This window comes from Streptomyces pinistramenti (assembly GCF_020564935.1).
GTDB classification, from domain to species: domain Bacteria; phylum Actinomycetota; class Actinomycetes; order Streptomycetales; family Streptomycetaceae; genus Streptomyces; species Streptomyces pinistramenti.
The window spans coordinates 124,070-144,066 of the sequence record NZ_JAJCXB010000010.1 but is presented as its reverse complement, the minus strand read 5'-3'; the positions used below and the strand labels follow the sequence as shown (position 1 = coordinate 144,066).

17 protein-coding genes are annotated in these 19,997 nt (G+C 72.7%); 12 read left to right on the top strand and 5 right to left on the bottom strand.

The features are described 5' to 3' along the window. Positions 1–2: 2 nt before the first annotated feature. The 6 genes from LIU39_RS10375 (at position 3) to LIU39_RS10350 (ending at position 5,498) form a co-directional block, all read left to right on the top strand. Positions 3–1,064 carry an enoyl-CoA hydratase/isomerase family protein gene (locus LIU39_RS10375; RefSeq protein WP_227046337.1) on the top strand — a complete coding sequence of 354 codons (1,062 nt, stop codon included), beginning with the start codon at positions 3–5 and terminating at the stop codon, positions 1,062–1,064. A 565-nt stretch (positions 1,065–1,629) separates the two neighbouring features. Next, on the top strand, positions 1,630–1,821 hold the full coding sequence (locus LIU39_RS10370; protein ID WP_227046336.1) for a hypothetical protein: 192 nt from the start codon (positions 1,630–1,632) through the stop codon (positions 1,819–1,821). Positions 1,822–1,829: 8 nt separating this feature from the next. Continuing rightward, on the top strand, positions 1,830–2,528 hold the full coding sequence (locus tag LIU39_RS10365; protein WP_227046335.1) for a hypothetical protein: 699 nt from the start codon (positions 1,830–1,832) through the stop codon (positions 2,526–2,528). Further along, on the top strand, positions 2,525–3,493 hold the full coding sequence (locus LIU39_RS10360; RefSeq protein WP_227046334.1) for a DUF6895 family protein: 969 nt from the start codon (positions 2,525–2,527) through the stop codon (positions 3,491–3,493). Before LIU39_RS10365 ends, LIU39_RS10360 begins: the two co-directional genes overlap by 4 nt. Before the next feature lie 71 nt (positions 3,494–3,564). Then, entirely contained in the window at positions 3,565–4,461 is an 897-nt protein-coding gene (locus LIU39_RS10355) for a DUF6895 family protein (protein ID WP_227046374.1), read from the top strand. Then, on the top strand, positions 4,458–5,498 hold the full coding sequence (locus tag LIU39_RS10350) for a serine hydrolase domain-containing protein (RefSeq protein ID WP_227046333.1): 1,041 nt from the start codon (positions 4,458–4,460) through the stop codon (positions 5,496–5,498). The genes LIU39_RS10355 and LIU39_RS10350 overlap by 4 nt, the downstream gene beginning before the upstream one ends. Positions 5,499–5,565: 67 nt before the next feature. On the opposite strand, the gene LIU39_RS10345 is transcribed toward LIU39_RS10350, so the two are convergent. From LIU39_RS10345 to LIU39_RS10335, 3 genes are all read right to left on the bottom strand, one after another. Then, entirely contained in the window at positions 5,566–6,042 is a 477-nt protein-coding gene (locus LIU39_RS10345; protein WP_227046332.1) for a (2Fe-2S)-binding protein, read from the bottom strand. Between the two features lie 18 nt (positions 6,043–6,060). Continuing rightward, positions 6,061–8,397 carry a molybdopterin cofactor-binding domain-containing protein gene (locus LIU39_RS10340; protein ID WP_227046331.1) on the bottom strand — a complete coding sequence of 779 codons (2,337 nt, stop codon included), beginning with the start codon at positions 8,395–8,397 and terminating at the stop codon, positions 6,061–6,063. A 311-nt stretch (positions 8,398–8,708) separates the two neighbouring features. Further along, complete coding sequence (locus LIU39_RS10335) at positions 8,709–9,947, bottom strand: hypothetical protein (protein WP_227046330.1); 1,239 nt, start codon at positions 9,945–9,947, stop codon at positions 8,709–8,711. A 342-nt stretch (positions 9,948–10,289) separates the two neighbouring features. On the opposite strand from LIU39_RS10335, the gene LIU39_RS10330 reads away from it, so the two are divergent. After that, the gene (locus tag LIU39_RS10330) at positions 10,290–10,697 is read left to right on the top strand and encodes a TOBE domain-containing protein (RefSeq protein ID WP_227046329.1); all 408 of its coding nucleotides are present in this window, start codon (positions 10,290–10,292) and stop codon (positions 10,695–10,697) included. A gap of 45 nt (positions 10,698–10,742) precedes the next feature. Here LIU39_RS10330 and LIU39_RS10325 read toward each other — a convergent pair whose 3' ends face one another. Next, entirely contained in the window at positions 10,743–12,281 is a 1,539-nt protein-coding gene (locus tag LIU39_RS10325) for a helix-turn-helix domain-containing protein (RefSeq protein WP_227046328.1), read from the bottom strand. A gap of 352 nt (positions 12,282–12,633) precedes the next feature. On the opposite strand from LIU39_RS10325, the gene LIU39_RS10320 reads away from it, so the two are divergent. The 3 genes from LIU39_RS10320 (at position 12,634) to LIU39_RS10310 (ending at position 16,080) form a co-directional block, all read left to right on the top strand. Beyond that, positions 12,634–13,029, top strand: coding sequence for a TOBE domain-containing protein (locus tag LIU39_RS10320; RefSeq protein WP_227046327.1), 396 nt, complete (start codon positions 12,634–12,636; stop codon positions 13,027–13,029). A gap of 161 nt (positions 13,030–13,190) precedes the next feature. Beyond that, on the top strand, positions 13,191–13,976 hold the full coding sequence (gene modA, locus LIU39_RS10315; RefSeq protein WP_227046326.1) for a molybdate ABC transporter substrate-binding protein: 786 nt from the start codon (positions 13,191–13,193) through the stop codon (positions 13,974–13,976). Between the two features lie 121 nt (positions 13,977–14,097). After that, a complete protein-coding gene (locus tag LIU39_RS10310; RefSeq protein WP_227046325.1) occupies positions 14,098–16,080 on the top strand; it encodes an ABC transporter permease in 1,983 nt (660 codons plus the stop codon). A 79-nt stretch (positions 16,081–16,159) separates the two neighbouring features. Here the strand turns inward: LIU39_RS10310 and LIU39_RS10305 are convergent, their stop codons facing one another. Beyond that, on the bottom strand, positions 16,160–16,606 hold the full coding sequence (locus LIU39_RS10305) for a nitroreductase family deazaflavin-dependent oxidoreductase (protein ID WP_227046324.1): 447 nt from the start codon (positions 16,604–16,606) through the stop codon (positions 16,160–16,162). A 207-nt stretch (positions 16,607–16,813) separates the two neighbouring features. Between LIU39_RS10305 and LIU39_RS10300 the strand changes: the two genes are divergently transcribed. Together LIU39_RS10300 and LIU39_RS10295 are read left to right on the top strand one after the other, a co-directional pair. Next, positions 16,814–18,298 (top strand): APC family permease, encoded by a 1,485-nt coding sequence (locus tag LIU39_RS10300; protein WP_227046323.1) that lies wholly within the window; start codon positions 16,814–16,816, stop codon positions 18,296–18,298. Between the two features lie 40 nt (positions 18,299–18,338). Further along, complete coding sequence (locus LIU39_RS10295) at positions 18,339–19,970, top strand: amidohydrolase (protein WP_227046322.1); 1,632 nt, start codon at positions 18,339–18,341, stop codon at positions 19,968–19,970. Positions 19,971–19,997: the final 27 nt, after the last annotated feature.

Below are 19,997 nucleotides of genomic sequence, written 5' to 3'. Positions count from 1 at the left end.
CGATGACCGCCGACGACTCCGTACTGCTGCGCACCGAAGGCCACGCCGGGTACCTCACCCTCAACCGGCCGCGCGCCCTGAACTCCCTCACCCACCGCATGGTGCGGCTCCTCGACGACGCGTTGACCGCGTGGGAGCAGGACCGCGAGGTGGCGACCGTGGTGCTCAGCGGTTCCGGCGAGCGGGGGTTGTGCGCCGGTGGCGACATCCGCGCCATTCATGACGACGCGCGCGACGGCGACGGCGCCGCCTCCCTGGCCTTCTGGCGCGACGAGTACCGCCTCAACGCCCGTACCGCCCGCTACTCCAAGCCGTACGTCGCCCTGATGGACGGCATCGTGATGGGCGGCGGCGTCGGCGTATCGGCGCACGGCGGCGTGCGGATCGTCACCGAACGCTCGCGGATCGCCATGCCGGAGACCGCCATCGGCTTCGTACCGGACGTCGGCGGCCTCCATCTGCTGGCCGGTGCGCCGGGAGAGCTGGGCACCCATCTTGCGCTGACCGGCGCCTCGATGACGGCCGGGGACGCGCTGCTGTGCGGGCTCGCCGACCACCTGGTGCCCGCCGCCCGGCTCCCGGAATTCGCCGCCGACCTCGCCGTCACGGACGTGCCGGATGCCGTACGCCGTCACGCGGAGGCGGCACCGGAGGCCGAACTGGCCGCCCACCGCGGCTGGATCGACTCCTGCTACGCGGCCGACACCGTCGAGGAGATCGTCGACCGGCTGGAACAGAGCGGCGAGCCGGCGGCCAAGCATGCCGCGCAGACGATGCTGGAGCACTCGCCCACCTCCTTGAAGGTCACCCTCGCCGCTGTGCGCGGGGCCCGGCGGCTCGGCTCGCTGGAGCGGGTGCTCGACCAGGACTACCGCGTCGCCTCGGTCGCGCTCGGCTCGGCCGACCTGGTCGAGGGCATCCGCGCCCGGATCGTCGACAAGGACCGCACTCCGCACTGGTCACCGGCGCGGCTGGAGGATGTCACGGACGCCGAAGTCGACCGGCATTTCCGGTCGTTGGGGGAGGATGAGCTGGGCCTCGGGGTGGTGGAGGTGTCGGTCTGATCCGGGGGCGGGGTGGGTGCCCGGCGGAAGGGGAGCGGTGCTCGGAGACGCGCACGGGTGCTGCGGCCAGCCGCCGTCCTGGATGTGCTGCTTGGAGTCATTCCGTGCGGAGTCTGCTGTGGGTACGAATACCCGGGTGAGGCCGTCGGCGCGGCCCACCGGGGTGTTGTGCAAGCCGGGGCGGGCCGGACGTGTGAATGAGGCCAGTTGTGGCACCCGGATCCAGTCGTGGCACCCGGCGGGAGAGCTTTGGTCATAGGTTGTCGGCGAGCTGTGCCGCAGCGGCCTCGCGTATGCATGGCCAAGGGTGCAGGCGGCCGTTTCGCACCAACTGCCGTCAAACGAGGTGAAGTTGACTGTCGGGATCCGGTCCCGCCGCGATGCGGCCGACCGGCCGCCATCGCACACGGGCCGACTCGGGTGCCGCCCCGGTCGCCCCTGCCGCACCCCTGCCACCCCGGTCCCGTCCCGGTGTTGCCCCCGTACCGACATGCGGGGGTCTTGGCTCTGTGCCTAACCTGAATCAGCCACACAAGGGCTGAAATCGTGACAGGAGGCTGATCACATGCTGCCCACGAAAACCCGTGCCGGCGTGACCGCACCCACAGACGAGCTGGTGGAGGAGGTCGAAGCGCTGCTGAGCCCCACCGAGGCGGACGGCACGTTCCACGACACTGCCGAGTGCCTGGGAGCGCTCCTCGGTGGAGGCGAGGGGCTGCTGTCCCCGCCCACGCCGCGTCCGAAGCCGAAGAAGTAGAACGCGACGTGACAACGACGGGGCGGAACGGCTCAGCGGTACACGAAACCGTTCAGCGCATCGCCCACACGGTTGCCTCCGCCTTGCACAACGGCGGGGGCAACCCCTTCGACCTCTCCGCTTCCCTGATCACCCATGCGGACGATCCCGTCGCCCTGGCGGCGGCCCGGGTGCTGGGGGCGGACGTGCTGGCGCCGTGGGCGTTCCTGGGGATGCCGGTATCGCAGGGGGACCTGGCGCTCGCCGGCGGGGCGGCCCGTGCCTTCCCGCCCGACACCTCGTCCGTGCCCAGCACCTGGACCCACTGGGGGCTGACGGCGGCGCTGCACCGGGCGGGCCCCGGGGGAGCACCGGCCGCGGTCGCCGCCGCCGAACCCGAGGTCGCCTGGGCCGTGGACGGCAGCTGGCAGCAGATCACCCACCGCTTCGCCCAACTCGCCTCCCTCGCAGGCCCCACGGCCACCGCGTTGCTCCCGGCCGCGGCCGCCCGTGCCGACGACCTCTCCCGGGGGTTCGTCCGCGCCATGCGCCGTCAGGACTGGGTGCAGGCGGCGGCGGTGGGCCGCTGGCTCGCCGCCGCCGGATGCGCCCCCGCCTCGCTGGGGCTGGCGGCGGGCCTGGCGCTGGTCGCCCAGGTCGGCGCCGGCGACGCGCGGGCGGCTCTGCACGTGCGCGCCGCACAGGCTCTGGCCCGGGGCGAGCGGTGAGGGGCGCGGCCCTGGAGGGAGTCGCTGAGGGGGCGCTGCGGTGGCTCTCCGCGCACCGTGACGAATTCCGGCTGCCGCACGATTACACCGACCCGCGCCACGACCGCAGTTGGACGGTGCGCCCACTGGGCGAGCTGGCGCAACTGACGTACACCATCGGACGGCTGAGCGGCACGAGCGGTGAAGTGGTCCGTCGGGCACAGGAGTTGTTCGACTTCGCCTGGCACGAGACCGGCCGGGGCGAGGTCTTCGCCGCGCTGGTGCGCCGCGAACCCCACGCCGCCTACCCCCTGGAGCTGTACGCGGTCTTCGCCGAGGCGGGGCGGCACCACGACTCCTTCGAGGCACAGATGCGGGACCTCGCCGCCACCCGCGCCTGGCGGCTCGCCGAGCGCCCGCCCACCCGCACGCTGGCCGTGCTCCAGGCGGAACACCGGCTCGGCCTGACACCGCACACGGACCGGGCAGCGGCACAGGCCCGCACCTGGCTCGGCGGTCTTCCCGAGCCCTGGGCCTACACCACGGACACCGGCTACGACGCCACCCACTACGTGTTCCACCTGACCAACTGGGGCAGCGAGCCGCACCGGTTGCCCGCCGCCGTCCGCGACTACCTCCTGCTGTGGCTGCCGGCCTGGCTGGAGTGCACGGTGGAGGCGGGCCACTGGGACCTGGCCGGCGAACTGCTGGCCGTAGCCGCCGTGCTGGCCCCGCCGGGAACGCTTCCCGGTGCCGACGACGCGTGGCGGGCACTCCAGGAGGCGCAGCGGCCCGACGGATCGATACCGGAGCACGCGCAGGAGGCCGACGGACCGGACCCGGAGCATCCGAGGGCGGGCTCCCCGCTCGCGTTCCGCTCCTGCTACCACTCCACGCTGGTCATCGCCTTCGCCGCCGCGCTCACCAGCCATGCCGCGGCCTCCGCAGGGGCGGTCGCCCCTACGCTCAAGGAGGCCGGACGATGACCGGGGAGACTCCGAAGCGCGTGCCCCGTGGGGGCGGCGCGGATACCGGCGGGGCCGGTGCCACGGCCCTGATGCACCGGGTGGGCTCGCGCGCGGTGCACTGGCTGGAAGAACACCGGGGTGGATTCCGGGCCCCGGACCGTGGTGCTTCCGCCGACGAGGTCAAGGAGTTCTTCAAGCCGGTCGGCGAACTCGCCCTCATGGGACGGGTCCTGACCCGCGAAGGTGTCGCCGGCACCAGCCAGGCGGCGCAGATGCGGCGGCTCCTCGATTTCGCCTGGCGGGACGTGCTCGACGGCGGGGGCCTGCTGGCCTGGATGCAGCGCGGCGAGCCGCTCTCGCCCGTCCCTCTGGAGGTGTATACGGCCTTCCGGGAGCTGGGCTACCACCACCCCGAGGTGGAGCGGCACGCCCGGCTGATGGTGAGCACCCGCAGCTGGCAGGCGCTGGAGACGCTGCCGAGCCGGCGCCTGGGACTCACCCGCCATGAGGCCCGCGCCGAGCTGACGTCCGGCACCGCGACGGCCGCCGCCCTCCGCAGGACCTGGCTCGCGCAGACCCCGGAGCCGTGGACGGTCGACTACCACATCGCCTACCTGGTCACCCACACCGTCTTCCACCTCACCGACTGGGGAGCCCGCCTCGATGCGCTCCCCGGCGACCTCGCCGACTACCTGACGCTCTGGCTGCCCGCCTGGGTGGACGAGTGGCGCGAGAAGGAGCACTGGGACCTGCTCGGGGAACTCCTCGTCGTCGACGCGATGCTGCCCACGCCCGCGTTCGACGGCACCGCCTGGCAGCGCTTCGCGGAGGCCCAAGGACCCGATGGCGCCATGCCGTTGGAGCGCACCCGGTCCGCGGACGGCGATGAGTTCGGCACGCTGTACCACCCCACGCTCGTCGCCGTCTTCGCCTCGACCATGGCCACGTCCCGCGCACTGACGGCCCTGAACGGCTCCCCGTCATGACGGCCCCGTCCCCCACGCAGGCTGACCTGCGCGCCATCGTCGATTCCGTCGACGCCCCGGACGTCGTCCTGGCCCTGTCGCAGGAAGGCCACCGCACGATCGTCACGGGAGGAACCGGCCTCGCCGGGGCGCGCGGCACGAGGCTGCACGCCCCCGCCTGCGCCCGTGAGGACCTGCGCTTCGAGATCGGTTCGGTGACGAAGACCTTCACGGGACTGCTCCTCGCTACCCTCGCCCACCAGCGCGTCCTCGGCTTCAGCGACCGCCTCTCCGCTCTCCTGCCACCGCCCGTCCTGCCGCACGCGCGACGGGACGCCATCACCCTGTTCCACCTCGCCACCCACACCTCGGGGCTGCCCCGCCTGCCCTGGAGCGTCTATCTCCAGCCGCGCGCCAGGTTCCACGCGAATCCCTACGCGCACTCGACCCAGCCGCGGATGCTCGGCGCCTTCGCCCGCTGCCGGCCCCGCAGCACCCCGGGAACGCGCTGGCACTACTCGAACTTCGGCGTCGCCCTCCTCGGCCCCGCCCTCACCCACGCCACCGGCACGCCCTTCCCGAACCTGATGGCCACCCACGTCCTTGGCCCGCTCGGCCTCGCCGACACCACCCTGTCCGCGCCCTACGACCACCGTGACGCCCTCGGCCACGACCTCACCGGGGACGAGCCCTGCCCGCCCTTCGCGCCCGGCGGCTGGGGCGCGGCCGGCGCCGTCCGCGCCACCCCCGGCGACCTGCTCAGCTACCTTGAGGCGCTCCTCGACCCCGGCCGCCACCCCCTGCTGGCCGACGCGCTCCGCTACGTACGGGAACCGCTGCTGCGCCACGGGCGCCACCGGGAGCACACGCACAGCCTCAGCTGGTTCCAGCACCCGTCCGATCACGGCCCGTTCTTCTTCCACAGCGGCGCCACCCCCGGCCAGGAGGCGATCCTGGCCTTCCGGCCGTCCACCGCGACCGCCCTGGTCGCCCTCGCCAACCGCCGCTACCCACCCGCGGCGACGCTCCAGCAGAGCACCTACAACCTGCTGGCCTGAGCGCCTCGCAGCCGGGGGCGGGGCGGGGGCGGATGCCCGTCGCGCGCAAGCGAGCCGGGGGAGCCCGTCACATGTTCTTCGCGCCCGCCTTGATGGCTTCGCGGATCCGGGTGTACGTGCCGCAGCGGCAGATGTTGCGGATCTCGTCCAGGTCGGCGTCGCTGATCTCCCGCCCGGCGTCGGCGGCCTGGCGGACCTTGGCGACGGCAGCCATGATCTGGCCCGGCTGGCAGTAGCCGCACTGCGCGACGTCGAGGTCGAGCCAGGCTTCCTGCATCGGGTGCAGTTCCTTGCCGACCGTGCCGGGCAGGCCCTCGATGGTGGTGATCTCGTCGTCCTGCGCGATCGTGGCGACGGGGACCGAACACGGGTTGAAGGCTTTGCCGTTGATGTGCGACGTGCACGCCTGGCAGACGCCGAGCCCGCAGCCGTACTTGGGGCCTGTCACGCCGAGCAGGTCACGCAGCACCCACAACAGCCGTACGTCGTCCTCGGCCTCGACGGTGATCCGCTCGCCGTTGAGCTTGAAGGTGTGGCTTGCCATGGAGGTGATCAGGGCTCCTCAGTAGGCGCGGTCGAGACCGTCGGTGGGGGACTGGGGGGTGGACGGTTCGAGGGGGAGGGGTTCGAAGCCGAGCTTGCCGTGGTTGATGGGGAAGCTGGTCGGCATCGTTCCGGTGGCGCGCGCGTAGGCGCAGGCGATTGCCGCGAACGCGGGCGCGACACCCAACTCGCCTGCCCCGGACGGCTTGTCGCCGGTGCTCGGCATGACGACGACCCGCAGTTCGGGCGGGGTGTTCCACTGGCGCGTGTAGAAGTAGTCGTCCCAGCTTCCTTCCAGCGGGATGCCGTCCTTGATGTGCAGGCTGGAGGTGAGCGCCAAGGCGAGGGCGTCGTTCAGGCCGCCCATCATCTGGGCTTCCAGGCCGCGGGGGTTGATGGCGAAGCCCGCGTCCACGACCATCAGCGCCTTCGTGACGCGCGGCCCGGTCACCCCGTGCTCGATCTTCCGGTTGACGGTCTCCGGCCGGCAGTCGATCTCGACGAGCGTGGCGACCGCTCCGCGGTACTCCGTGTGCAGCGCGATGCCCTGCGCGACACCCTCGGGCAGCGACGTACCCCAGCTGCCCTCATCGGCCGCCTTGTCCAGTACGACGCGCAGCCGCTTGTCCCGGAGGAACTCGCGGCGGAACGCCACGGGGTCCTTGCCCGTTTTCGCGGCGAGCTGGTCCACGACCAGCTCGCGGGCGCAGGCCACGTTCGGCGAGTAGATGTTCCGCATGCTGCCGGTGTGGAACTTCAGCGGTACCTCGTTGAGGAGCTGAGTGGTGACACCGAAGTGGTAGGGCGAGCACTGGCTCAGCTGGAAGATGGTCTCGGCGAACGTCGGATTGCCCGCCACGGGAAGCTTCGCGGCCGTCGACGTGATCATCTCGCCGAGGCCGTGACCGAAGTCGGTCTGCGCACTGGTGTGCCGCTGCTCGTAGCTGAGGACATTTCCCCGTGCGTACGTCGCGCGCACCCGCGAGACGCACATGGGATGGGTGCGGCCATGCCGGAAGTTGTCGGTACGGGACCACGACAGCTTCACCGGCTTGCCCATTTTCTGGGAGATCTCGGCGGCTTCGGCGGCCACGTCGTGGAAGAGATGCCGCCCGAACGAGCCGCCGCCCTCCACCACATGCACGGTGACGGCGTTCACGGGCAGCCCGAGGCGGGCGGCGATCTCGCTCTGCGCGACGATCGGCACCTTCAGGCTCGCCCAGATCTCGGCACGGTCGGCGCGCACGTCGGCAATCGCGTTGTCGGGCTCCAGCGGGCTGTTGCTGGCGAACGCGAAGGTGAACTCGGCGTCGATCTTCTTGGTGAGCAGGGGCGGCACGACCATGGGCAGCGCGGCCGCCTTGAGCTTGCGCAGGACGGTGTCGTCCGACTCCCCGTCCACGGTGCCGGGGCCCCAGGCCACCTCCAGGGCCCGCAGCGCGTCGATGCACTGTCCGAACGTCGCGCCGCGCACCGCCACGCCGTGCTTGACCGTCGCGACATCGGTGATGCCCGGCATCCGCCTGACCACGTCGGCGTTGTGGACGGCCTCGACCGTGCCGTTGACGGTGGGTGGCCGGCGCACCATCGTCGGCTTGGCATCGGGGACATGGTGGTCCATGCCGAACTTCTTGCGACCGGTGACGATCTCCAGCGCGTCGATACGGTTCCTGGGTGTGCCCAGGACTGTGAACTCGTCCCGTGACTTGAGGGGCGCGGTGGCCGTGACGACCTTCGAGCCGACGGCGGCCGCGGCCTCGGCGAGCGATCCGTACGTGGCGCGGTGCGTGGAACCGCACCGGATCACGCCTTCCGTCACGGTCAGTTCGGATGCCTCAACGCCCCACTGTGCGGCGGCAGTTGCGAGCAATCGCTGCCGGGTGACGGCCGCCGCGGTGCGTACCGGGAGGTACATGCTGCGCATCGAGTTGGAGCCGCCGGTGAGCTGGTTCATCAGCAACTCGGGGCGGGCGTCGGCGAGGGCGACCCGCACCTTGTCCAGCGGCAGGTCCAGCTCCTCGGCGATCATCATGGCAATCGCGGTGGTCATGCCCTGGCCGACCTCGGCCCTGGGCACCGCGAACGAGGCCGTGCCGTCCTTGTGCACCTGGACCGTGATCAGGCCCGACGTCGGCGCGGCCGCCAGGTTCTGCAGGTCGCCGAGGTCGAAGAGTTCCTCGGGCTGGGGAAGCGTCGGGACGGCAGCCGCGGCCTCCTGCCCGTCGAGCGAGTCGGTGCCTATGCGGACGCCGACGGCGAGGGTGGGGGCGGCGAGGAGGTAGGCGAGCACTCTGCGACGGCCTGGGCCTTCGGGTGCGGTCTGCGTCTGCTGTGGCGAACGGCTCGGTTCAGCCATGTGCGGTCCTTCCGGGAGCCCGAACGGGATGGCAAGGGGCGCCCGTTCCGGGTCCGGGAGCCTGTCACGGGCCACAGAAGTGAGCCATGGTCACGTTGCCCTCCGTCGAGCGGGCGTGGCCGTGAGTGTGGCACAACTGGGCGGCAGACAACGCCGTTTCCCCTGATGAGGCCGGTTTCCCGCAGTCTCCATGCACGTAGTGCGGGGGAAGATCCACGTGGTCTTCACAGTGGGCCGGTGACGAGGCTCAGGCCGACGCCGCCTCGACGACCGCGACCGGGCGGACACCGCCGCCCTCGTCACCCACCGCATCACGTAGCCGTTTCGCCCGTCCGGACCGGCAGATGGTCGCGCTGACGCTGCAGAGCCCGGAAATCCTTGCACCACGCCTGATTGCGCCCGGTGGTTCCATCCCCGTGTTCTTGGACGGTCCGGTTCGCGTACAGGCTGTTCAGCAGCCACGGCTGCTTGTCGGGGCCGATGTTCCGCACCATGGCGTCAGCCTGCACCACACCGTAGGTGGCCACCGCAAGCTTCCCCGTATCGCGAAATCTCTGCACCTGATCCCTGAGAAAGTGCGCATTCGCGCTGAACCACGGACTCATCGCGAGAAAGGCATTCCATTTCTCCTGCGGGAAGGGATTCCGGACGGCCTCCTTGAGCAGTTCCCATACCCGGGTGTGCGGATCCATGCCGTAGCGCATGGCGAACGGGACCGGGATCGTGTCCCGCAGATGCTCACGCCAGTTGAGCACGAGGGAAAATTCGGTCACGAGGAATTTCTGGTCATCGCGGAGATGGGGGACCACGTAGTCCAGATATTTCTGGCCGGCGTCGATGGAGACCACGTGAGGGTGGATGTCGACACCTTCGATCTCCTTCGTGTCGTGGACGAACTCCACCCAGCGCCGGGTAGCCGCGGTCCGTTGTCCCGGATCGTCCAGATGATTGAGCGCGCCCATGTACAGGCGGGTTTTGCAGCGCGCTCCGAAACGTTCCTTTCGGTATGCGACAAGGTGCCGGGCCACGTGCTCGTAGAAGGCATTGACGGCGGGACCGTCGCGATCTGCGGGACGGCTTTCGAGGAAGGGCTCGTTGCCGATCACCAGGATGTCCACCGTGCCCATCACGGCACGCGCCACCTTGTCCACACGCTCAAGTTCGGCGTCCATGAGGGCGCTGCCCGGCGCGGGGAGCGCTTGGCCCTGGTAGGGGAATTTCAGCGACAGAACCGTGCCGTATCCCTGTTTGCCCGCACCGAGCAGAGTGGCTACCGCCCGCTGGCGCGCGGGCAGCCCCTCGTCGGCCTCCGGCATGGGCAGGAAGCCGCGCAGCCAGCTCGCGGAGAGCCCACGCAGCTGCGAGAAGCGCATGTCGCTGGGGTCTTCATTGAAGTTGGCGCCCAACACACCGCTTGGGGCTGTGGGGTTGGCCATCGGCCCGCTGCTGCCGGATTCCGACGGCTGTCCGGTCCCCTTGCCGTTTTCGCGACTCCCTTGCCCGCTGCATCCCGCAGCGAGCAGAGCAGCGGCGGACGCCCCGAGCAGCATCCGCCGCGAAATCCCCGCCCGCTCCCCGGACTTACCGGAAACTGACCCACGCAAGCCTTGCACCCTTTCCTCTTCCTTCGCACCATGGCCGATGGCCCCCCGCACCGTATCCGTGGGGATCGCGGAGGGGCCCGCCCGCCCAATGGCTCGGCCCCCTTGTCACGCGGCGGTGACAGGGTGAATGGTTGGCCGCCGCCCGGCGGACGTGCGTTTCTGGGCGCTGCGCCCCGTCCGCACGATCGACGCGCGCTGTCCCCCGATCCAACGGGCCCCGCCGGACTCGCCGCCGTCCAGCCCCGCCCCGCGCCGGGCCGACCCGGCGCGAGCGCCTACAGTGCGAGCGTGCCGACCTACAGCATCGGCCGGGCAGCCGCGCTGCTCGGCGTGAGCCCGGAGACCGTGCGCCGCTGGGCCGACGGCGGGCAGCTGCGGATGGAGCGCGACGGTACGGGCAACCGCGTCATCGACGGCGTGAGCCTGGCCGGGTTCGCCAAGGACCGGGCGGCCGGGCCGCATCAGGTGCCGGATGAGGTCCGCACCTCGGTACGGAACGCGTTCGCCGGCATCGTCACGGCCGTCACCTTCGACGACGTGCTCGCGCAGGTCGAGGTCCAGTCGGGACCGCACCGGCTGGTCTCGCTGGTCAGCAGGGAGGCGGCCGAGGAACTGGGCATCGAGGTCGGGGTGACGGTGACCGCCCGGATCAAGTCGACACAGGTACACGTCGACCTGCCGGGCGGGCGGGGCTGACACGGCGGGCCGATGGCGGCGCCGTCTGCCCCTGCCGCCACCCCCTTACCGGCACAGCAGCGCCGCCCGCAGGTCCAGTTTGTGATCCAGGCGCGACAGATCGCGCCCGGTGAGCATCTCGATGCGCTGGATGCGGTAATGCACGGTGTTCACGTGCAGATGCAGCGCCTCGGCGGTGCGGGCCCAGGAGCCGTGCCGGGCGAGGAAGACCTCCAGCGTCTCCAGCAGCATGCGGTGCGAGGCGCCCGCGCCTTCGGCCAGCGGGCCCAGCACCGTACGGCTGAAGGCGGTGCGTACCGAGCGCGGCACCCCCGCCAGCAGCGACGCCAGACTCGTCAGGTCCTCGACCGCGGTCACCCGGGAGCCCCTGGGGGCGTCCTGGCGGGCCGCGGCGAGGGCGTAGCGGGCCTGTTCCAGCGCGGTGCCGGTGAGTTCGGCGGTGCGGACGGGGCCACTGACACCCGCCCGCAGCACGCGGTCCGGAGCGCAGGCGCGCAGCACCGGCCACAGGTCCCCGAGCGTGGCCCGCACCGTGTCGCCCGCGCCGGTCGCGACCAGGGCGACGGCCTCGCCTCCTGGCAGCCGGCCGACCGCGGACGGCGTGCCGGGAGCGTGCGCCAGCGCCTCGGCCAGCGCGCCCGCCACCGGCTCGCTCTCCCCGCCGTGCACCGCATCGTCGGCGCCGAAAGCCGCCACCACCACCCGGTACGGACCGTCCGACGGCAGCCCGCAGGCGTGCACCGCCGACGCCACCGCCGCGCTGTCGACCGACGGCGCGGCCGCCAGCGCGACCCACTCGTCCGCGGCCCGGCGGCCGGCCGCGGCGCGGCGGTCCACGGCCTGCCGGTGGCGCGCCAGGACATCGGCCACCTCGTGCAGCGCCCGGGACGGCGTCTCGTCCGCGTCCGGCAGCCGCAGGAACCAGCTGTCGTACGGACCGGAATCCGCCTCGATCCGCAGGCTGGTCCCGGTGGCGCCGCGCAGTTCACGGGCCGCCCTCGGGGCCGGCAGCCGCGGCGCGGACGGTGTGCGGGCGAGCGTTCTGCCGGTGGCGGTCAGCAGCATGCAGGCCGGCCCGTCCAGGTGCGCGAACGCGCGGTCCAGCAGCTCGTCGGGCCCCGCGCCGCGGGCGAGCAGCAGATCCAGTTCGGTGCGGACGTTCTCGGGCAGCGCGTGCGGATCGGTGGGGGGCAGGCCCGGGGCGTTCCTCCGGTGCCGACGCACCGCTTCCGTGACGGCCCGGAACGTGGTGTGTGCGGGTACCGAGAACAGGGGGACGCGGTGGGTGCGGCAGGCCGCGACGAGGTCCTGCGGCACCGCGCCGTGCGTTTCCTCGCCCGTCAGCAGCGCGGCCGCCCCCGCGGAGCGCAGCGCCGCCACGAAGCGGTCCGCCTTCGCCCCACCCTCGCCAGGTGTCCACCATCCCAGCCCGCTGACCACCAGCTCGCCGTCTCGCGGGAGCGTCTCCGGGGGCTCCAGGCCGGTGGCGGTCACCCCGCTCACCTCCCGTGCGAGCAGCGGCTCATCGCCCCACAGCAGGGTCAGGTCGAGGTCGTCGAGCTGGAGGAGGTCGTCGACGTGCATGGAGCGGCTCCTTGGGCGGCTGCCGGACAAGGGCAACCGGCATCTCACATTCACGAGGCAAATACGCGTCCAGGCATCGTAAATGCCAGCTGATCGTGGTGAAAAGCTCTTGGGTGTTCCTCCATCGGGCCCGGGCCTGCGGTGGTGTTTTTCTGCACGGTGCGCCGGTCGGGACGGCTGTGGTCGGCGGGTGCGCAGGGGGAGCTGACGTGGCGTGAGCGCGGCCGCTTCGCGGCCGTGAGGGCGGTCGCGGACGCCGTGTGATGCGTTCCTCCAAGCGGGTCGGCGTCTGCCATGGAGCTTCGCCTGAAGGGATTGCACATGCCAGCCTGACCTGCATATCTTGTCGCACATGCAGTCCTACACGATTGGCCAGGCGGCGCGGCTGCTGGGCGTCAGCCCGGACACCGCACGCCGCTGGGCGGACGCCGGCAAGGTCGCCACGCACCGCGACGACAGCGGCCGCCGGCTGATCGACGGCCGGGATCTGGCCGCCTTCTCCATCGAGGTCGGGCAGGCCGGCGCCGGCGAGGAGGACGCCCCGTACACCTCGGTGCGCAACGCCTTCCCCGGCATCGTCACCGCCGTCACCCTCGGCGACGTCGCGGCCCAGGTGGAGATCCAGGCGGGACCGCACCGCCTGGTCTCCCTGCTGACCAGGGAAGCGGTCGAGGAGCTTGGCCTGGAGGTCGGCATGCAGGCCACCGCCCGCGTCAAGTCCACCAACGTGCACATCGATCGCACCTGAGCGCCCGGTCACCCGGTGCGAGCCGCCGCCGCGCTCCGGCACGCCTCCGGCGGCGCCCGGCGCTCCGGACGTCTCTTCCCAGCGGCGTCGCCGTCCCCGGCGCGGCTTGTCCCCATCCGCTCGGGCGACCCGGTCGCCCCGCGTCCCAAGGAGTCCCGCACATGCCTCACGTCGTCACCGGCCGCCGCGCCGCCGCCGCACTCGTCACCGCCGCCCTCCTCGTCCCGCTCGCCGCCTGCGGCAGCGACAAGGGCGGCGACAAGAGCGCGCAGGACGGCGCCGCCACCGACCTCACGGTGCTCGCCGCGGCCTCGCTCACCGACGTCTTCAAGACCGCGGGCGCCGCGTACGAGAAGGAACACCCCGGTACCAAGGTGCACTTCTCCTTCGCCGGCTCGCAGGAACTGGCCGCGCAGGTCAAGCAGGGCGCCCCCGCCGACGCGCTGGTCACCGCCGACACCAAGACCATGGACGGGCTGCGCTCCGACACCGGGAAGCCGTCCGTCATCGCCAAGAACCGCCTGGTCATCGCCACCGGCGAGGGCAACCCCAAGAAGATCGGCGGCCTCAAGGACCTCGCCGGCAGCAAGCTGAAGGTCGTCCTGGCCGCCCCCGAGGTGCCGGTCGGCCGCTACAGCAAGCAGGTCCTGGACAAGCAGCACCTGGCGGTGAAGCCGGTCTCCCAGGAGCCCAACGTCCGTGCCGTGCTGAGCAAGGTCGAACTCGGCGAGGCGGACGCCGGCATCGTCTACAAGACCGACGCCGCCACGGCGCCCGGCAAGGTCGACGCGATCGACATCCCCGACGCGCAGAACGCCGTCGCCGACTATCCGGCGGCGACCCTCAAGACCTCGAAGCACTCCAAGGACGCCGCCGCGTTCGTGACCTGGCTGGGCACCCCCGAGGCGCAGAAGATCCTCCGGAAGGCCGGTTTCCAGCAGCCGTAGCCGCTGCGGAACGCCGTGGGGCGCGGATCCGTGAGCACCGACGGGCCGCGCCCCGCGGCCCCGTCGCCGTGCCCCCGCCACCGGCCGCGCCCAGCGCTCCGGCCCGATCCCAGGAACCTCGATGAGACGCTTCCGCATCCGCCGCCCGCCGGACGCCCGCACCGGCCGGATCGCTGTACCCGGTGCCCGTACGCCCGTCGCCCTGGCGGTGCCCGCCCTCCTCGCGGTGGCGTTCCTGCTGATGCCGCTCGTCGGCATCCTCGCCCGCACCACCTGGAGCGATCTCGGCACCCACCTCACCAGCCCCGGCGTCACCGAGGCGCTCCGGCTCTCGATGCTGGTCTCCTTCTGGGCGCTGGGCCTGTCCCTGCTGCTCGGGGTGCCGCTGGCCTGGCTGCTGGCGCGGGTGTCGTTCCCCGGGAAGGCGCTGGTCCGCTCGCTGGTGCTGCTGCCGATGGTGCTGCCGCCGACCGTCGGCGGCGTCGCCCTGCTCCTCGGCTTCGGCCGCCGCGGCGTGCTCGGACCCTGGCTGGAGGACACGTTCGGGATCGTCCTGCCCTTCCACACCTCGGGCGCCGTGGTCGCCGCCACCTTCGTCGCGATGCCGTTCCTCGTCATCAGCCTCGAAGGCACCCTGGCCGGACTCCGCCCCTCCTACGAGGAGACCGCGGGCTCGCTCGGCGCCTCGCCCTTCCGCGTCTTCTGCACCGTCACACTGCCGATGGCCGCCCCTGGCCTGGCCGCCGGAGCCGCGCTGACCTGGGCGCGGGCGCTCGGCGAATTCGGCGCCACGATCACCTTCGCCGGCAATCTGCCCGGCACCACCCAGACCCTGCCGCTCCAGGTCTACCTGCTGCTCCAGGACTCCCCGGAGGCGGCGACCTCGGTCTCGCTGCTGCTGCTCGCCATCGCCATGGCGGTCCTGGTGGCGCTGCGCGGCCGCTGGACCGGCGGTACGCCGCCCCGCACCGCCCGCCGCTCCCCGGCCCCGTCCGACGACACCACGGCCACCCCCGCCGACGACGCGCCGGCCGCCGAAGAGCCCGCACCGCCCGCCGAACCCCAGGACCGCTGGCCGCTGCACGCCGACGTCACCGGCTTCAACGAACTGACCCTGGACGCCGAGCCCGGCACCACCATCGCCGTCGTCGGCCCCAACGGCGCCGGAAAAACGACCCTGTTGCGCGCCCTCCTCGGTCTCACCCCGCGCGCCCGCGCCGCACTCCGGCTCGGCGACACCGACGTCACCGCCCTGCCACCGCACCGCCGCGGCGTCGCCTGGGTACCCCAGGACGGCGCGCTCTTCCCGCACCTGAACGCTCTGAGCAACACCGCGTACGGGCTGCGCGCGCACGGAGTGCCGCGCGCCGAGGCGCGCCGCGCGGCCCAGCAGTGGCTCGACCGACTCGGGGTCGGTGCCCTGGCCCACCGCAAGCCCGCCCAGCTCTCCGGCGGCCAGGCCCAACGCGTCGCCCTCGCCAGGGCGTTGGCCGCCCGCCCCCGCCTGCTGCTCCTCGACGAACCGCTCGCCGCGCTCGACCAGACCACCCGAGCCCACGTCCGGCACACCCTGCGCGGCCATCTCGCCGGGTTCGGCGGCGTCTGCCTGATCGTCACCCACGACCCGGTCGAGGCGGTCTCGCTGGCCGACCGGGTGCTGGTGCTCGACGGCGGCCGCACGCTCCAGGACGCGCCGCCCGCAGACGTCGCCCGCCGCCCCCGCTCGCCCTGGGTCGCCCGGATGCTGGGCCGCAACGCCTGGCCTGGCACCGGGACCGGCGAGGGGCTCGCGCTCGAAGGCGGCGGCCGCCTGGCTGCCGCCGACCGGATCGCCGAGGGCGCGCCCGCGCTCGCGATCCTCGCGCCCGAGGCGGTGTCCGTGCACCGCGAACGCCCCGAGGGCAGCCCGCGCAACGTGTGGCCCGGCACGGTACGGGAGATCACCGCGGCGGGCAGCAGGCTGCGGATCCTGGTCACCTCGCCCGAAGCACCCGACCTGGTCGCCGAGGTCACCCCGCAGGCCGCCCTGGAACTGGGCCTGGCCGACGGCGTCCCGGTCTGGACGAGCGTCAAGGCGACGGAGGTCTCGCTGGTCACCCTCTGACCGGCCGACGGCAGCGGGCCCGGCCGCCAAGACGGCACCGGCGGCGCGCGGCAGCCCGCCGGTGCCGGCCGTCCGCGGGTCAGTGCGGGCGGTCCGCCGACTCCAGGACGAAGACCGGGATCTCACGGTCCGTCTTGCGCTGGTAGTCGGCGTAGTCGGGGAACGCCTCGACGGCGCGCGCCCACCACACCGTCTTCTCCTCGCCGGTCACCTCACGCGCCGTCATGTCCTGGCGCACCGGCCCGTCCTGCAGCTCCACGCGGGGATCGGCGACGATGTTGTGGTACCAGACCGGGTGCTTGGGCGCGCCGCCCAGCGAGGCCACGGCGGCGTACCGGCCCTCGTGCTCCACCCGCATCAGCGGGTTCTTGCGGAGCTTGCCGCTCTTCGCGCCCCGCGTCGTCAGGACGATGACCGGCATCCCGCGCAGCGTCGTGCCCTGCTGCCCTCCGGAACTCTCGATCAACTCGACCTGTTCGCGCACCCATTGCTCGGGGCTCGGTTCGTACTGACCCTCAAGAGGCATCTGCCCGTCCCATCGTCGCTATTCGCTCGGCACCCGGACCCGGCTGGATCCTTCGGCCCGGCCGCCATGACCTTCGCTCAACAAGCGGAATCCGCGCAATCATCCCCGCGCCGCCGACGTGTCGCGGCCTTCTCGCGGTCTTCCCCCGAAGGCCGGAGCGCGCGTACGGTCTGCCGAAACCCACGCCAGGAATCATGAGGATCGCGCATGGTCACGCAGTCGTCCACGCCTTCCCCAGCGGCCACCCGCCCGCGCGGGCCCGGCGCCGCCCGCGCCCTGGAACACGGCGCCATCGGCACCGGCGACCTGGTCTTCTTCGTCGTCGCCGCGGCCGCCCCGCTCACCGTCATGGCAGGCGCCGCACCGGTCGCCATCGGCATGGCAGGCCAGGCCGCCCCGCTCGGCTATCTCCTCTCCGGCCTGCTGCTCATCGTCTTCGCGGCCGGCTTCACCGCGATGAGCCGCTACGTCCGCAACGCCGGCGCGTTCTACGCCTACATCGGACGCGGCCTCGGCCGCCCGGCAGGCGCGGGCTCCGCCTACGTCGCGCTGCTCGCCTACAACGCCATCGAGGTCGGACTGCTCACCGCCTTCGGCTACTTCACCGCGTCCGGCTTCCAGGACCTGACCGGGGCCCGCACCCCCTGGTGGGTGTGGTCGCTCGCCGGTCTGGTGGCGATCGGCGTACTCGGGTACCTCAAGGTCACGCTGAGCGCCAAGGTGCTCGGCGTCGCGCTCGTCCTGGAAGTGCTGGTGCTGGTGGTGTTCGAGGTCGGCGTGTTCGCCCACGGCGGCGGACCCGCAGGACCCGACCTCACCGTGCTCTCCCCGGTGCACCTCCAGAACGCCGGGGTGGGCGGCATGTTCGTCCTCGCCGTCGGCGCGTTCATCGGCTTCGAGGCGACCGCGATCTACGCCGAGGAAGTACGCGACCCGGCGCGTTCGGTACCCCGCGCCACCTACGCCGCCGTCGCCTTCCTCGCGCTCTTCTACACCTTCACCGTCTGGGTGATCATCAACGCCTACGGTGCGGACCGGGCCCAGGACGTCGCGGGCGGCCCCGGCGGCACCGACATGTTCTTCGCCGCCACCACACGCTTCGTCGGCCCCTGGGCGTCCGACACCATGCACCTCCTCCTCATCACCAGCGCCTTCGCCGCCACTCTCGCCTTCCACAACGGCGCCACCCGCTACTTCTACGCACTGGGCCGCGCCCACCTGCTGCCCCGCCGCCTCGGCACCGTCACCGCCCGCACCAGGTCGCCCGCCGCTGCCGTGCTCCTCCAGTCGGTGCTCGCACTCCTCGTCGTCCTCGCCACCGTCGCCGCGGGCCAGGACCCGTACGCGGTCACGTTCCTGTGGACCAACGGCACCGGCATCGTCGGCATCATGCTGATGCAGGCGCTGGCCGCGCTCGCCGTGTACGGCTTCTTCCGCCGGGACCGGCGCGGGATGCCCGCCTGGCGGGTGGCGGCGGCCCCGCTCGTGGCCTGCACCGGACTCGTCGTGCTGATCGTGCTGGTCTGCCGCAACTTCGAGCTGCTCACCGGCGCCGCCACGGGAGTCAACGTCGCCCTCCTCGCGCCGCTGCCCGTCGCCTTCGCCGCAGGAATCGCCCGCGCGCTGCGCATCCGCCGCCGCGACCGTGCCGCCTACACCCGGCTCACCACGGCCGACGCCGAACGCGGCTGACCACCCCGCGCGGACACATCCGGACGGAGAAAGGACCCTCATGGACACCGCAGAGGCGGCCCTGGTCTTCCGCGGGACGGTACGCACCGGCGGCGGTCCCGGCACCGACACCACCGCACTCGCCGTACGCGACGGCCGCATCGTCGCACTCGGCCCGGCCGCCGAGGCTCTGGCCGCCGGCCGGGCAGAGACCGTCGACCTCGGATCCGGGCTGCTCACCGCGGCCTTCGGCGACGGCCACGCGCACCCGATGTTCGGCGGCCTGGAGGCGGCAGGACCGCAGATCAAGGGGCTGGCGTCGGTCGACGCGGTGGTGGCCGAGGTCGGACGCTGGGCTGCCGCGCACCCCGAGGAGGAGTGGATCGTCGGCGCCTCCTACGACCCCGCACTGGCGCCCGCGGGGGAGTTCGACGCCCGCTGGCTGGACGACGCGGTGCCCGGCCGGCCGGTGGTGCTGCGCGCGTACGACTACCACACGGTGTGGTGCAACACCGAAGCGCTGCGCAGGGCGGGCATCACCGATGCCACCCCGCAGCCGCGGCTCGGCCGCATCGTCCGGCGCCTCGACGGCACGCCGATGGGCACGCTCCGCGAATGGCACGCCTGCGACCTGGTACTCGACCGGCTGCCCGCCAGGACCGTGGACGAACTCGTCGACGCCCTGCGGCGGGCCGGTGCGCTCTACACCCGCGCGGGCCTGACCTGGGTGCAGGACGCCTGGGTCGAACCGGAGATGGTGGCGCCCTACCGGGAGGCCGCCCGGCGCGGCGCCCTGGCCTTCCGCGTGAACCTCGCGCAGCGCGCCGACCCCGGCTGCTGGCGTGCCCAGCGCGCGCCGTTCGCCGCCACCCGTGAGCGGATCGCGGCGGACGGCTGCCCGCTGCTGTCCGCCCGTACCGTCAAGTTCTTCTGCGACGGCGTCATCGAGGGCGGCACGGCGGCGATGCTGCGGCCCTACCACGATGCGCCGCACACCTGCGGAATGCCCGTCTGGCCCGCCGCCGAACTCGCCGAAGCGGTAACGGCGTTCGACGCGGACGGCTTCCAGGTGCACCTGCATGCCATCGGCGACGCCGGCGTCCGTTCCGCACTCGACGCCGTCGAAGCGGCGGCCGCGGCCAACCCGCCCTGGGACCGCCGCCCGGTGATCACCCACGTGCAGCTGGCCGACCCGGCCGACCTGCCCCGCTTCGCCGCCCTGGGCGTGATCGCCAACTTCGAGCCGCTGTGGGCCCAACTCGACCCGCTCCAGACCGTGTTGACCCTCCCGCGGGTGGGGGAGACGCGGGCCGCTCGGCAGTATCCGATGGGCGACCTGGTGCGTCTTGGCGCCCGGCTCTCCTTCGGCAGCGACTGGCCCGTCAGCTCACACGTGCCGCTCGACGGCCTCCAGGTCGCGGTGACCCGCCGCACCTTCGACGGCGCCCCGGAGGGCGGCTGGACGCCGCACCAGCGGCTGACCGTCGACCAGGCCCTGGATGCGTACAGCTCAGGCGTCGCCTACCAGGCGCACGCCGACGACCGCACGCGGCTGGCGCCCGGGGCGCCCGCGGACCTGGTCTGGCTGTCGGACGACCCCCGCACCGCCGACCCGATGCGGATCCGGCACATCCGGGTGCTCGGCACCTGGCTGGCCGGACGCGTCACCTACCGGGCGGCGGACGGGGAATGACGGGGGCGACTCCGGCGCCCCGGGCCC

Bases quoted from the DNA above. Each gene is read 5' to 3' on its own strand.
- LIU39_RS10375 (WP_227046337.1), top strand. From the start codon at position 3: ATGACCGCCGACGACTCCGTACTGCTGCGCACCGAAGGCCACGCCGGG.
- LIU39_RS10370 (WP_227046336.1), top strand. From the start codon at position 1,630: ATGCTGCCCACGAAAACCCGTGCCGGCGTGACCGCACCCACAGACGAG.
- LIU39_RS10355 (WP_227046374.1), top strand. From the start codon at position 3,565: ATGCACCGGGTGGGCTCGCGCGCGGTGCACTGGCTGGAAGAACACCGG.
- LIU39_RS10350 (WP_227046333.1), top strand. From the start codon at position 4,458: ATGACGGCCCCGTCCCCCACGCAGGCTGACCTGCGCGCCATCGTCGAT.
- LIU39_RS10345 (WP_227046332.1), bottom strand. From the start codon at position 6,042: ATGGCAAGCCACACCTTCAAGCTCAACGGCGAGCGGATCACCGTCGAG.
- LIU39_RS10340 (WP_227046331.1), bottom strand. From the start codon at position 8,397: ATGGCTGAACCGAGCCGTTCGCCACAGCAGACGCAGACCGCACCCGAA.
- LIU39_RS10335 (WP_227046330.1), bottom strand. From the start codon at position 9,947: ATGCTGCTCGGGGCGTCCGCCGCTGCTCTGCTCGCTGCGGGATGCAGC.
- LIU39_RS10325 (WP_227046328.1), bottom strand. From the start codon at position 12,281: ATGCACGTCGACGACCTCCTCCAGCTCGACGACCTCGACCTGACCCTG.
- LIU39_RS10320 (WP_227046327.1), top strand. From the start codon at position 12,634: ATGCAGTCCTACACGATTGGCCAGGCGGCGCGGCTGCTGGGCGTCAGC.
- modA (WP_227046326.1), top strand. From the start codon at position 13,191: ATGCCTCACGTCGTCACCGGCCGCCGCGCCGCCGCCGCACTCGTCACC.
- LIU39_RS10310 (WP_227046325.1), top strand. From the start codon at position 14,098: ATGAGACGCTTCCGCATCCGCCGCCCGCCGGACGCCCGCACCGGCCGG.
- LIU39_RS10305 (WP_227046324.1), bottom strand. From the start codon at position 16,606: ATGCCTCTTGAGGGTCAGTACGAACCGAGCCCCGAGCAATGGGTGCGC.
- LIU39_RS10300 (WP_227046323.1), top strand. From the start codon at position 16,814: ATGGTCACGCAGTCGTCCACGCCTTCCCCAGCGGCCACCCGCCCGCGC.
- LIU39_RS10295 (WP_227046322.1), top strand. From the start codon at position 18,339: ATGGACACCGCAGAGGCGGCCCTGGTCTTCCGCGGGACGGTACGCACC.